Annotated in this window: 12 protein-coding genes; 10 read left to right on the forward strand and 2 right to left on the reverse strand. The window is 43.8% G+C overall.

The annotated features are described in order from the left end of the window. The first annotated feature begins 240 nt into the window (after positions 1 to 240). From dut to MKHDV_RS10575, 7 genes are all read left to right on the forward strand, one after another. Positions 241 to 741, forward strand: coding sequence for a dUTP diphosphatase (gene dut / locus MKHDV_RS10545; RefSeq protein ID WP_162859859.1), 501 nt, complete (start codon positions 241 to 243; stop codon positions 739 to 741). Between the two features lie 46 nt (positions 742 to 787). Further along, on the forward strand, positions 788 to 1,987 hold the full coding sequence (locus MKHDV_RS10550) for an aspartate aminotransferase family protein (protein WP_160715063.1): 1,200 nt from the start codon (positions 788 to 790) through the stop codon (positions 1,985 to 1,987). A gap of 643 nt (positions 1,988 to 2,630) precedes the next feature. Continuing rightward, positions 2,631 to 3,359 carry an amino acid ABC transporter ATP-binding protein gene (locus MKHDV_RS10555; RefSeq protein ID WP_160715065.1) on the forward strand — a complete coding sequence of 243 codons (729 nt, stop codon included), beginning with the start codon at positions 2,631 to 2,633 and terminating at the stop codon, positions 3,357 to 3,359. A gap of 58 nt (positions 3,360 to 3,417) precedes the next feature. After that, entirely contained in the window at positions 3,418 to 4,230 is an 813-nt protein-coding gene (locus MKHDV_RS10560) for an ABC transporter substrate-binding protein (protein WP_160715067.1), read from the forward strand. 68 nt (positions 4,231 to 4,298) lie between these two features. Beyond that, a complete protein-coding gene (locus MKHDV_RS10565) occupies positions 4,299 to 5,000 on the forward strand; it encodes an amino acid ABC transporter permease (protein WP_160715069.1) in 702 nt (233 codons plus the stop codon). 11 nt (positions 5,001 to 5,011) lie between these two features. Further along, complete coding sequence (locus MKHDV_RS10570) at positions 5,012 to 5,704, forward strand: amino acid ABC transporter permease (protein ID WP_160715071.1); 693 nt, start codon at positions 5,012 to 5,014, stop codon at positions 5,702 to 5,704. 7 nt (positions 5,705 to 5,711) lie between these two features. Beyond that, positions 5,712 to 6,563, forward strand: a complete 852-nt coding sequence (locus tag MKHDV_RS10575; RefSeq protein ID WP_160715073.1) for a 50S ribosomal protein L11 methyltransferase — start codon at positions 5,712 to 5,714, stop codon at positions 6,561 to 6,563. Between the two features lie 229 nt (positions 6,564 to 6,792). Here the strand turns inward: MKHDV_RS10575 and MKHDV_RS10580 are convergent, their stop codons facing one another. Beyond that, positions 6,793 to 8,757, reverse strand: coding sequence for a cytochrome c biogenesis protein CcdA (locus MKHDV_RS10580; RefSeq protein ID WP_160715075.1), 1,965 nt, complete (start codon positions 8,755 to 8,757; stop codon positions 6,793 to 6,795). A gap of 419 nt (positions 8,758 to 9,176) precedes the next feature. Between MKHDV_RS10580 and MKHDV_RS10585 the strand changes: the two genes are divergently transcribed. Next, on the forward strand, positions 9,177 to 10,052 hold the full coding sequence (locus MKHDV_RS10585) for a class I SAM-dependent methyltransferase (protein WP_160715077.1): 876 nt from the start codon (positions 9,177 to 9,179) through the stop codon (positions 10,050 to 10,052). Positions 10,053 to 10,138: 86 nt separating this feature from the next. On the opposite strand, the gene MKHDV_RS10590 is transcribed toward MKHDV_RS10585, so the two are convergent. After that, positions 10,139 to 11,386 carry a Xaa-Pro peptidase family protein gene (locus MKHDV_RS10590; RefSeq protein ID WP_160715079.1) on the reverse strand — a complete coding sequence of 416 codons (1,248 nt, stop codon included), beginning with the start codon at positions 11,384 to 11,386 and terminating at the stop codon, positions 10,139 to 10,141. 238 nt (positions 11,387 to 11,624) lie between these two features. Here MKHDV_RS10590 and MKHDV_RS10595 point away from each other — a divergent pair, with 238 nt between their 5' ends. Further along, positions 11,625 to 12,044: a CoA-binding protein gene (locus MKHDV_RS10595; RefSeq protein WP_160715081.1), complete on the forward strand. Its 420-nt coding sequence runs from the start codon at positions 11,625 to 11,627 to the stop codon at positions 12,042 to 12,044. Further along, a complete protein-coding gene (locus MKHDV_RS10600; protein WP_160715083.1) occupies positions 12,045 to 12,488 on the forward strand; it encodes a YkgJ family cysteine cluster protein in 444 nt (147 codons plus the stop codon). Positions 12,489 to 12,790 lie beyond the last annotated feature (302 nt).

Here is a 12,790-nt window from a genome sequence, read left to right on the forward strand (position 1 = left end):
TTTTTTCGCAGTGTTTTTGATGATTAATCAAGGCACTTTTGTTGTTCTGATGCACCTAACTTGCCGAAATTTTTTTAATAAATAGTAATATGAGCTGTACTTATAATGCGAACAATGGAAACGTATTTTCGTTTCTTTACTCTCTGGCTCGTCTGGAATATTAATTGTGTTTGTTTGACCAAATATCCGAAAAATTTTCTGGAGTTATCCGTGAGCGATCAAGAATCGTTACAAAATACAATGACATTACAGTTGAATGTACGCTTTTTACGTGACTCAGCTGCTGAATTATATGGTGCCGGCGTTACTGCGAATGCAGATAATGATGGTGTGTGCGGTCTTGCTTACGCAACCCCTTGTTCTGCGGGGTTGGATTTGCGAGCCTGTTTTGAAGAAGAGACAATTATGATTCCTGCCGGTGGTCGTTTTCCGATTCCAGCCGGTATTGCCATAGATCCGCAGTGTAATACTGTGGCAGGATTTATTTATTCCCGCAGCGGTCTTGGCACAAAAAAGGGATTAACTGTCAGTCAGGGCGTCGGGGTTGTTGATCCTGATTACCGTGGCGAAATTTTTATCTCATTATTAAATACTTCCGGCGAAGACCGAGTGATTACACGTGGCGAACGTGTGGCGCAGCTGGTTTTTCAGCCGTTTTTCCGTGCGCAGATTTCTGTAGTGAATTCACTGGAAGAAACTGAGCGTGGCGAAGGTGGTTTCGGGCATACCGGAACAATGTAAAGCAACCCTATAACCCGCAGTGAGCGGTAAAAAAGCGGATAATAGAATGAGTACTAGTTTTGATGCATTGAAACATCGTGAAGAAAAGCTTTTATGCCGCACCTATGGGCGCTATCCAATAGCTATTAAGCGAGGCGAAGGTGCTCGTTTGTATGACTTTGAAGGCAAAGAGTATATTGATCTGTTAGCCGGAATCGCCGTGACCAACATTGGTCATTGTCGACCGGAACTTGCAGATGTGATGGCTGAACAGGCGCGAAAACTCGTGCATGTAAGTAACCTGTTTTATCAGGAAGAGCAGCTTGAGCTTGCAGAAAAGATTCTTGCTACTTGTCATTTTGACAAAGCATTTTTCTGTAACTCCGGTGCTGAAGCAAACGAAGCAGCAATCAAAATTTGCCGACGATATGCACAGCGGGTTAAAGGACGTGAAGCCGGTGACATTATTACTTTTACCGGTGCATTCCACGGTAGAACACTGGCAACAGTGGCAGCCACAGGGCAAGCAAAATTTGCCGATGGTTTTGCCCCAATCCCGCAAGGTTTTACGCAGGTTGCGTGGGGTGATTTGACAGCACTCGAAGAAGCTATCACCGATTCTACAGCAGGTGTGCTTGTGGAAGTTATTCAGGGTGAGGGCGGTATTCGCCCAATGACTCCCGAGTTCGCTAAAGGCGTTGAACGTCTTTGCCGCGAAAAGGGCATCCTGTTTATGGTAGATGAAATTCAAACAGGTCTGTGCCGTACTGGTAAATTCTGGGCGCATCAACTGTTTGATTTGAAACCGGACGTGATGACTTGTGCAAAGGCTCTCGCAAACGGTCTACCAATGGGTGCCATGCTGTGTACTGATGAAGTCGCACAGGGGTTTGAACCGGGAAGCCACGCTACAACATTTGGTGCTGGTGCAGTTCTTTCTGCTGTTGCTTCCAAAGTTATTGATATCATGGTGGATGATAAGCTTGCGGAACACGCGCATGAGCTTGGTGAATATGCCATGAATACATTCCGCGAAATTGGTGTCCGTCATCCTGGAACCATTGATGAAGTTCGTGGTTATGGCCTTATGATCGGGATCGTACTCGCGGAAGATGGGCAGGATGTTTGGGATGCCCTTATTGAGCGTGGTTTCATTTTGAACCTGACTCAAGGACGCGTTTTACGTCTTGTTCCACCACTGGTAATTTCAAAAGAAGACATTGATGTCTTTGCAGGAGCACTCGAAGAGTTACTCTCTCGAAAATAGCAGTGTTACTGATATTTCCATTACTGCAAATCCCTGTCTTGTAAGAGACAGGGATTTTTTTTTTATTTTTTTTACAAATTTTTTTTAGAAAATTTTTGTAACGGCATAATTTGTATGAATTGTCGCGTTGTCGTCGGAATTGTCGACAATGTTGTCGCTGATAAACCGCTAAGATAGCATGCCTGTTTTGACTTTCAAGTCAAATATTACAAAATTGCAAAACTCGTGATCAGCGTAGTTTTAGTGCACTTTTTCGCTCATTCGAAGGCATAAAAAAAGATAATAATCTTGATTAAAGCGCGTAATAGACTTTAAGCTGATTTTCTGTATAACTTGCTATAATACAAAAGAAAGATTTGAAGTGGTTGTGTAGGCAATTAAATCAAATTTTAGGTTTTTTTACGATAAGTGCAGTTGAGTTGACAAAAAAGAAAATACTCATGTAATAAGATTGGGAGGTTAGCGGAGTTGCGTTCGAGGGGGTGTATGGGGTTTTACTTTTTGAAATTTTTTCCAAAAAGTCCCAAATTACGTTCGCATGATTAAAAAATTCTTCTCTTTTGAACGTTATCTTCTTCTTTTTCTAAATAACAAAAATGGAAACGAGGCGCCTTTGCGGTGTCCGATATAGGATGTATTCATCATGGCGATGATTGAAATCAAAGATATCAACAAATGGTATGGCGACTTTCACGTACTTAAAAACGTGAGCGAAAAAGTTGAACAAGGCGAAGTTCTTGTTATTTGTGGCCCTTCAGGCTCTGGTAAATCGACTTTTATTCGTTGTATCAACCGCCTTGAAGAAATCCAGAAAGGCGAAATTCTGCTTGAAGGACATTCCATTCATTCAGATGACGTTAATGTAAACGACTTACGTACAGAAGTGGGCATGGTTTTTCAGCAGTTCAACCTGTACCCGCACCTGAGTGTTCTTGAAAACGTAACACTTGCACCAATTAAAGTGCGCAACATGCCTAAAGGGCAGGCTGAAGAGCTTGCAATGAAATTACTTGAGCGTGTTGGCATTCATGATCAGGCCAGCAAATATCCTATCGAATTATCAGGTGGACAGCAGCAGCGCGTAGCTATTGCCCGTGCGCTTGCTATGAAACCTAAGGTAATGCTGTTTGACGAGCCTACATCTGCACTTGACCCTGAGATGATTAACGAAGTTCTCAACGCTATGAAAGATCTTGCGCGTGAAGGCATGACTATGCTTTGCGTAACTCACGAAATGGGCTTTGCCCGTGAAGTTGCTGATCGCGTAATCTTTATGGATGGCGGTGAGATTGTAGAAGAGGGTACGCCGGAGCATTTCTTCCGCAACCCGCAGCAAGAGCGAACAAAGGCTTTCTTGAAGGAAATCCTCTAGAATAATACGAGTTTGTTATCTGTTACAAACTCTGGACCAGCTAAATAGGAGTAAGTATATGAAACGTTTTGTGCTGATGGCATTGACTTTATGTCTCGTACTGGCCTGCACTACTGCTTTTGCGGGTAAAATTGACGACATTAAAGCACGCGGTGCCTTAGTTTGTGGCGTTAAAGATTCAGTAGTTCCTTTCGGTTACGTTGACCAGGCATCAAGCCAACTTGTTGGTTTTGATGTAGATATTTGTCGCGCAATCGCAAAAGATCTTGGCGTAGAACTGCAGCTTAAGACTGTTACTTCCTCCACACGTATTCCGATGGTAATTAACGGTCAGATTGATATCGCCGCTGCTACCATGACACATAAGCATGCTCGTGATGAAGTTATTGACTTCTCCATCACATATTTCATGGATGGTCAGAAACTGCTCGTTGCTAAAGATTCCGGCATCAAGTCTGCTGCTGATCTCGCAGGTAAAAAAATTGCGACTGTAAAAGGTTCTACTTCTGAGAAAAATATTAAAACTGCTCAGCCTAAAGCGCGCGTAATTTCTTTTGATGAATACCCGCAGGCATTCCTTGCTCTCAAGCAGGGCAAAGCAGTTGCAGTAACTACTGACTCAACTATTCTTCTCGGCCTTAAAAACTCTGCTCCAGACCCAACTAAATGGGCAATCGTTGGCGATTACATTGCTGCAGAACCTTACGGTCTCGGCATTGCAGAAAACGATTCCGATTTCCGTGATCTTATCAACAAAACTTTGAACGACCTGTGGCGCTCTGGTGAATACCAGAAGATCTACAACAAATGGTTCGGCAAAGACTCCAACTACTACCTGCCTCTTACTTGGCAGATGGAATTGTGGCCGTAAGCTCTAACTAACCGATAAAGAGCGCAATGGTTTCATTGCGCTCTTTATTTTACTGTTTCGAGGCTGTTTTGAATTATACGTTCGATTGGAATAAAGTCCTTACCGGAGAATATCTGGATTGGATTATTAGTGGGGTTGGCGTTACTCTGCAGATTTCTGTGGTGTCGCTTATTATTGCTCTACTGCTTGGTACTGCCATTGCTGTAATGCGTATGACAAAGGTTAAACCGCTTATTTGGTTTAGCGCTGCGTTTACTGAATTTTTCCGTAATACTCCTCTTCTTGTACAAATATTTTTTTGGTACTTCGGCGCGGATAGTTTTCTTCCGCGTTTTGTTCTGGATTGGCTCTATCAGCAGGACTTTGAGTTCTGTGCTGGTGTTATTGCATTATCTGTTTATTCCGCGGCATTTATTGCTGAAGAAATTCGCGCCGGTGTAAACTCTATTCCTAAAAACCAGCTTGAAGCATCCCGCGCATGTGGTCTCACGTTTGTGCAGGCTATGCGGTATGTTATTTTACCTCAGGCATTCAGAATTATTGTGCCGCCTATGATTTCACAGGCACTTAACCTAGTTAAAAACTCTTCCCTTTGTATGACTATCGGTGTTGCAGAGTTGACTTACATGGCACGACAGATTGAATCGTATACCTTCCGTGGTTTCGAAGCATTTACTGTCAGTACCCTTATTTATCTTTGCATTTCGCTGATAGTTTCTTTCTCCATTAACTTTTACAACAAACGCTTCTTGCGTGCTGTTAGCTACTAGGAGAACGAATTATGCAATGGGATATTGTAATAGATAACTTTCCGTACCTTCTTTGGGGTGCGTATCCTAATGGCCCGCTTGGCGGTATGGCACTGAGTATTCTGCTTTCTATCGGCGGCATCTTCGGTGCATTCTGGATCGGCCTTGCTGCTGGTTTGATGCGTCTTTCCAAGCGTTGGTATGTTAAGCTGCTTTCTGTCATTTATATTGAAGTGATTCGTGGCGTACCTCTGTTGATGCTTATTTTCTGGTTTTATTTTCTCGCACCAATTGTGCTCGGGAAAACACTTCCGGAAGCTGAATCTGCTCTAGTTGCATTTACTGTTTTTACAGGTGCATATATTGCTGAGATTGTACGTGCTGGTGTTATTGCGCTGCCAAAAGGGCAGATGGAAGCATCACGTGCGGGTGGTCTCACTCATTTGCAGGCTATGCGCTACGTTATTTTGCCACAGGCGCTTCGCAATATGATTCCGTCTTTTGTTAACCAGTTTGTATCGTTGACAAAAGATACTTCGTTGGCATACGTTATTGGGGTTGTCGAACTCACTCGTGCCGCAGTACAGATTAACAACCGTACTCTTTCTGCTCCCATGGAGATCTATCTCACCATCCTTGTCATGTACTTCGTGATTTGTTACGTCCTTACTGCCTTGAGTCGAAAACTCGAAAAGAAAATGGCTCGATATCAGGCAAGAGGATAATTAATTTATGGCAGACCTTGTCAGACTAGAAATACGTGTACCTGAGCATACGCAGGATATGGCAACTCTTGTCATGGTTCAGCAGCTCAATTATGGCTGGGAGGAAGAAAATCTTCCTACTGGCGACATTCTCTACCGTGTTCACATTGAGAATCCGGTATTCTGTGAAGAATTCTTAACTGCGCTTTACAGTAAAGTACCGGAAGCTGATGTTACACGTGCAGATGTGCCTAATCAGGATTGGATGGAGGCATGGCGCGACTTCTTTACACCAGTGAAAATTGGTGAACACTTCAAGGTTATTGCGCCTTGGATGTGTAAAACGGAGCCGCTTGAAGGCCGTACCCCTATTGTGATTGAGCCTAAAACAGCATTCGGTACAGGGCATCACCCAACCACCGCGTTGTGTCTTGCATCTGTTTCCAAGCTTGCGTCTGAAGGACGTATCCACGAGGGGCAAAAGTTCCTTGATCTTGGAACAGGTTCCGGCATTCTCGGTATTGGTTGTGTTAAGCTTGGACTCTCTGGTGTAGGTGTTGATATTGACATGCTCGCCATTGAGAACACAGAAGAAAACAAAGTGCTCAACGCCGTTTCTTCTGACTCTTTCGAAGTCTACCAAGGTTCAGCTGACGCTGTATGCGGTGACTTTGATGTTGTGCTTGCAAATATTCTGGCACGTCCATTAATGGAAATGGCAGTGGAAATCTTTAAGCTTGTTAAACCGGGCGGCTGCCTTGTTCTTTCAGGCTTGCTTGAAATTCAGGCAAATCAGGTGGAAGCTGTCTACAGAGAATTAGGACTTCCAGAAGCACGTCGCATCGTCGAAGGCGAATGGGCTGCACTTATTTGGGAATAGTTTCAGAGTACGAACATTCAATGCTCTTGGCGTTGTAGAGTCAGCATTATTGCTAGATGCGTTATCACTAAGCAACTGTAAGCTACTCAGGGTTTACCGTTCGGTTGTCTGAAAAGACTTGGAAGGTAAAAACTTGTTCTTCAAAATCCGTATTCTGTGAAATATACTGACAAAAAAAGCCTCGTTGCAATGCAACGAGGCTTTTTTTACGTCTATTGATTGGCGTGTGCTATTCTTTAAAAGCTTTCTTTAACGCATCTTCCATTTGTCCTGTGGTGAAGATGTCACGCAGGATAACTGGCGAGTGAGCGGCGTCGCCTCTAGGGAAAATGGCAACTACTGGAATGGAGCTGGAGCCTAGGGATTCAAGGAATTTTTGTTTTTCTTCATCTTCACTTGTGAGATCAACCTTGATGAAAACAACATTGAATTCTTTTTCCCAACGGGCTCTGTTTTCCGGTGTAAGTACTGTACGTTCCAGAACTTTGCAGTTCGGGCACCAGTCAGCGGTAAAGTCTAGAACCATTCGCTTTTGTTGTAATTCTGAAAAGAAGCTTTCCGGTGTAAATTCCTGCCATTCTTTTGCCTGTGGTGTTGCTTTAAAAACAGTAAAGATTGTAAATGCAACAACGAGTGCGCAGGCTACCCGGACAAATATATTTCGTCGTTTTGTGAATCGTAATCCTGAGAAACGTCCCCATACCCACGCTGCTAAAGCGGTTATCCACAGCACAACGAGCATGCTTGGCAGAATGCTTTCTGGGAGCACGTAAAGCAGGTATACAACGGTACCCATAAGGAAGAACCCAACAATCTGGGAAAGCGCCCCTGTCCATGCTCCAGGGCGCGGGAAACGGGTTACTAGCTCAGGGACGACAGCCATCGCAAGGTACGGCAGAGCCATTCCTATTCCAATGGAAAGGAATATGAAAATGAGTACGCCCACTGGCTGTAAAAATGCCCATCCTAAAACGCCGCCCAGGAATGGTCCACTACACGGTGTTGCGAGTACTGTCGCAAGTAGGCCCGTAGAAAATGCACTCCATTTATCATGACCGTTCTCGGTGCCGCGACCTGTAAGGTTGAACATCGGCAGTGGAAAGATTTCAAAAATTGAGAGAGCGAGAACGAAGATAATAAGAGCCAGTCCAATGAGTAACCATTGGTTTTGGAATAGTTGTCCCCAAGCAAGCTCAAAACTGGTGAGCACGATGGTGAGCAACGAGAACCATGTAATAATACCCAGCGCAAAGAAGAGGTTATGTTCTCTGAACATATGTTTGCGTTGAGCTTCGTCTTTAATTTGTGCGGCTGCAACAAGTGAAGAAAGTTTTAGGCTGATAACAGGCAGTACGCATGGCATGAAGTTAAGAATAAACCCTGCGAGTAGTCCGAATAGAATAGCCTTACTTAATGTTGAAACTTCCAACGCCTGTAAGAAATAGCGCGGAGTAAAGTCATATTCGTGAGTTTTTGATACGTTGTCTTTTGGAACGAAAGAAACAGCAGACTCAGTAGATGTTAACCCTGAAGAAGCTATCTTGCTGCTGAATACTGGTGTGAGCCCAGCGGTTGTAAGGCCGGAATTCGTAGGAAGCTGTACTCCAAGTTTTTGAGCAAGCTTCTTGTTGTCGTCTTTTGATGAGTATTTGAGATGCGTGGTCGCATCGGGCGCAATCGGTGTGATCGTAGAATATTTATTCCACCATTTTTGCGATTCTGCTTTTGCGAGTGTAGCAGCCTTCCAGCTTACTGGAATCGTTTTATTAACCGGCGTGCATCGTACCTCAGAGCAAAGCAGAACTGATATGATGAGATCTGCCGTTGTTACGGATGCGTCAGGAATAGTGATAAAAATATCTTCTGCACCTTCATAGAGGTACGTAGTCTTATCTACTAATATAGGGTCCGGTAGTTCGATTCCGGCAGGGTAGCTTATGGTGGTGCCGGTGATCGAAGGAGAAACAGAAATAGACGTCGGTTTGCCAGTTTCTCCTTTTTCACGTGAGTAGAAGTGGTATTCAGAATTCGGTGTGATACGAAGCTTAATGATAGTGGCATCATTCTGACTTGCAGCAATGAATGGCTCAACAGAAAAAGTAACCGGAGTCGTAGCGGCAGCATTAAGAGTCAGCGATGCCATGAGGCAAATAAGTGTTATAGCTGATATAAAGAGAATTTTTGTCTGTTTCATAGTATAGTTATGATGGATTTCAATGTTTTTTGCAAAAGTTATTGCTGATTATCAGGTCTCGTAAACTGGATTCCGTAAGGTGTGCAAACACATTGTCCAGCTACTGTTCCACTAGAAACGAAGGGAGACGAGGGGCAGAATCTTTTTTATGTGCATGTAAGCTTGAGGTATAATATTCAGTAAGCTCTTTAGGCTTTGCGGTTGCTTTTGGATGATGCACGAAAAAATAAATTTAATGATAGTCTCATTTATTGTAATCAAAAAGAGCTTGTTTTGACGCAAGTTCTTCTGTGTGATAGCAGTCCAATATTATGAAAAAATTACAAAAGACCTACCAACATTAGCAACTAATATTTTTTTGATAGTCTATTATGCTATCACTATTAGTCACAGTGAAATAGTAATTATGAGTAGATCACATGAATTTATTCGAAACGCTGACTACAATAGCCCACCGCCCTGATGTATGGTCAAAATACACCGCAAGTCAACTCTGGGCAGATCCGTACATCGCAACACAGATGTTAAAGTTCCATCTGAACCCCGATGTTGACGCCGCTTCCCGCAATGAGCCGTTTATCAATGAATCTGTAGAATGGTTGATTTCCAGATTTGCCCTTGCTAACCATTCAAAGGTTATTGATTTTGGTTGCGGCCCGGGGCTGTATACGTCTCGGCTTGCTCAGCAAGGTATTACTGTCACAGGGGTTGATTTCTCTGCAAACTCTCTTAGCTATGCGAAGAACTGTGCAGAGGAAAATTCCTTGAATATTCAGTACGTAGAACAGAACTATTTAGAGTTTGAAACCGAGGACAAGTTTGATCTTGTCACGATGATAATGTGCGATTTTTGTGCGTTATCGCCGAGACAACGCGCTAAGCTTCTAAAAAAGTGGGAGCGCATATTAACTTGTGATGGTTCAATCGTTCTGGATGTTCATACTAATAAGGCGTTTGGTGGTCAGAATGAGACTGCTACCAAGGACTTTGGGAATCGTGAGGAAACCATGACCGTTGAGCCTAATTTCATGAATGGCTTCTGGGCACCATGTGATTACTACGGTTTTCTGAACGTGTTCAAGTATCCTGAAGAAAAAGTGATTTTGGAAAAATACACAATTGTATTGCCGGAAGAAGAGCGTGTTATTTATAATTGGCTTCAATATTTTACACTTGAAGCTCTTACTGAAGAAGTAGAGGCGCAGGGCCTGCGTATCGATTCAGTATATAATGATATACGTGGCGAACAGTACTCAGAAGTTGACGAAATGGCTGTTGTTCTTCGAAGGGCATAATCGTATTTAAATAGAGTTTGAAAAAAAAGGCGGCTGCCGGTGCAGTCGCCTTTTTTATTTTTACTCGAGTGAAATTGTAATCTGCACTATTTTTCAATGCAAATCATGTCGTACTCATCGCCTGTTAAGCAGACGCTTGCGTTATCTGTAACTTCAAAGGTGTTTTCAACGCCGACCATGCCAATACCCGGAATACCGATTTTTGGTTCCAGAGCAATAACATTGCCTTTTTCAAGAGGTTCATCAAATCCGGTAGCAATGACTGGATGTTCATCAATACCAAGCCCGATGCCGTGCCCGAGGAATTTTACCTTGTTGCCACCCAAAGCCATAAAGCCGTCTTCGAATCCGGCTTTTTCCGCCATTTTTAATGATTTCTTATAAAGCTCAGAAGGAATATTCCCGGGGCGAAGTTCCGCCGCGATAGTATTCTGAATTTCAATGCAGATATTTTGAGCGTTGCGGACAACATCGGGAATACTTTTTTTAGAACCAGCCCAGTACAGCTGAGTTTTATCGGTGTGGTATCCTTCAAGAGCAAATCCGATATCAACGGCCAGCGGTGAGTTTTTCCGCCAGACCTTTCCTGCGTATCCCATAAATGGAGTTGCCGGATGCTCGCCCATTAAGCCGAGAGGCCCATTGAAGTGGCTCGGGTAATTTCCTGATTCGCCTGCTGCAATGTGTCCGAGAAATACATCTTCGCCGAAGGTGTTCATACGGAGCATTCCGCAATGGCCTTTGGCAAAGAAAATTTCCCACGATACATGAGCAATTTCACGTTCTGTCATGCCGATATGAAGCTGCTTGGGAAGATCGTGATATATAGCCTGATGATGACGTGCTCCGCTAAGGCGGAGTTTTTTCAATTCCCATTCTGTTTTTACGGAACGACCGGCAGTAAGAATGCGGTCACATGGGATGAAGGAAATATGTGGGAGTTTTTTACGAAGCAGGTCACCAACTTGCCATGTTACACCTGCAAAATCGACAGCTACATCAGCAGCCTCTGCAGGCAGAAGCGGGGTGCCCACATCACTTAATATTTTTTCAATATCACTGAATGAGCGGAAGGGGTGAATTTCTTCAATGGAACTTTCGATACGACATCGCTCAACACCGTGGCGTGCCATGAGAACTGGTTTTCCTTCTTTCGGGAGCCAGAAAACTCCGTTCGCAAGGGTACCTGTGAGATGATACAGTTGGATGCGGGAGAATATGAGCATGCCGGAGACCCCCGGCATAAAACGATCTAAGAGATCGCGGCAGCGTGCATGGCGTAGTGCAAGCTCTTCCGCAGGGATTTTTTCAATAGCCGGTAGAATCTTAGTCATAAGTGCTCCTTGGATGTGCCAGTTGGTTATATGTCAATCTGAATCTGTGAGCAATGAGGTTATGAACTGCTGGTGTTCGCAGCGAATACAGTATACTGAATCTGTGGTTTCGTAATTGGCTTGAGGGTGTCACTGTATGCATGATGCCGCGTAGCGCGCGTCATAGGCGGTGGGATTTTGCTGACTACGTACCGGAGGCAGATCATGTTTGCCTTGCAACATTTTCTGAGAGGACATTATGATTTTTGATGAATCCATGCGCGAAGCTCTTGCCGAGGCAAAAGTCATCGCGATCATCGGTGCTAAAGATAAGCCGGGGCAGCCTGTGAATATGGTTGGCACGTATCTTATCGATCAGGGATACACAGTTATTCCTGTGCATCCTATCCGGAAAAATGTCTGGGATTTGCCTACGTACAAATCCATTGAAGACATTCCTGTGCCTGTTGATATCGTAAACGTTTTTCGCGCATCGCAGTATTGTACTGATCATGCCGATGAAGTGCTTGCGCTGGGGCATAAGCCGAAGATGTTTTGGATGCAGTCCGGTATCAGAAGTCAGGAAGCCGGGGAAAAACTTGCTGCCAATGAGATTGCTGTTGTTGAAGATAAATGCATTATGGTTGAACACAGCAGACTCGGTTTGGAGAATAAATAGATGAAAGAAGCGTTTGATTGTCAGATGTGCGGACACTGTTGTGAAGGCGAAGGCGGCATTATTGTCAGCCCTACAGATCTTACCCGCATTCTTGATCACTTGAAGATGTCTGCTGAAGAGTTCACTGAACAATATGGTGAAATTAAAGACGGTAAACTTCGCATCCGCGTGGGCGAAGATAATTACTGTATTTTCTTTGTGCAGGGTAAAGGCTGTGGTGTACATACCGCTAAGCCGAATATTTGCCGTGCATGGCCATACTTTCGTGGCAATGTAATTGATTCTGAGTCTTGGGAAATGGCTAAAGACTTTTGCCCGGGCATCCGAAGAGATGTTAGCCACGACGAATTTGCACAGCAGGGACGCGCCTATTTACGTGACAATAACCTGCTTGCCAGTGATAAAACCTGTGAAGCACGTGCTCTTATTCTTGATGATGAATAGGATTGCGCCGCTTTGTAGTGTGCTTTGATTTTTCTGAAAAGGCTGGATGTTCATAGAGTAATACTCTTATGAAACCGGCCTTTTTTTATATATAATGTTAGAGTACTGTATAGTTCGTGCGATTACGGATTGTTATTGTATGATGCGTAGTCGAAGATAGAAGGTGTAACAGCGTTGCCGCATGACGGGTGACGTGCTTTTTGATCTTGAATAACCTTCTTTAGGTTTATTGCGTTGTCTGCGTGGTGAATATTTAGGCAGGTGGGTTTTTTGTTTTTTTTGAAATCGAAATTTGTCTGCTG

Origin of the sequence: Halodesulfovibrio sp. MK-HDV, assembly GCF_009914765.1 — a bacterium.
In the GTDB taxonomy this organism is placed as follows: domain Bacteria; phylum Desulfobacterota; class Desulfovibrionia; order Desulfovibrionales; family Desulfovibrionaceae; genus Halodesulfovibrio.

Bases quoted from the DNA above. Each gene is read 5' to 3' on its own strand.
- dut (WP_162859859.1), top strand. From the start codon at position 241: ATGACATTACAGTTGAATGTACGCTTTTTACGTGACTCAGCTGCTGAA.
- MKHDV_RS10550 (WP_160715063.1), top strand. From the start codon at position 788: ATGAGTACTAGTTTTGATGCATTGAAACATCGTGAAGAAAAGCTTTTA.
- MKHDV_RS10555 (WP_160715065.1), top strand. From the start codon at position 2,631: ATGGCGATGATTGAAATCAAAGATATCAACAAATGGTATGGCGACTTT.
- MKHDV_RS10560 (WP_160715067.1), top strand. From the start codon at position 3,418: ATGAAACGTTTTGTGCTGATGGCATTGACTTTATGTCTCGTACTGGCC.
- MKHDV_RS10570 (WP_160715071.1), top strand. From the start codon at position 5,012: ATGCAATGGGATATTGTAATAGATAACTTTCCGTACCTTCTTTGGGGT.
- MKHDV_RS10575 (WP_160715073.1), top strand. From the start codon at position 5,712: ATGGCAGACCTTGTCAGACTAGAAATACGTGTACCTGAGCATACGCAG.
- MKHDV_RS10580 (WP_160715075.1), bottom strand. From the start codon at position 8,757: ATGAAACAGACAAAAATTCTCTTTATATCAGCTATAACACTTATTTGC.
- MKHDV_RS10585 (WP_160715077.1), top strand. From the start codon at position 9,177: ATGAATTTATTCGAAACGCTGACTACAATAGCCCACCGCCCTGATGTA.
- MKHDV_RS10590 (WP_160715079.1), bottom strand. From the start codon at position 11,386: ATGACTAAGATTCTACCGGCTATTGAAAAAATCCCTGCGGAAGAGCTT.
- MKHDV_RS10595 (WP_160715081.1), top strand. From the start codon at position 11,625: ATGATTTTTGATGAATCCATGCGCGAAGCTCTTGCCGAGGCAAAAGTC.
- MKHDV_RS10600 (WP_160715083.1), top strand. From the start codon at position 12,045: ATGAAAGAAGCGTTTGATTGTCAGATGTGCGGACACTGTTGTGAAGGC.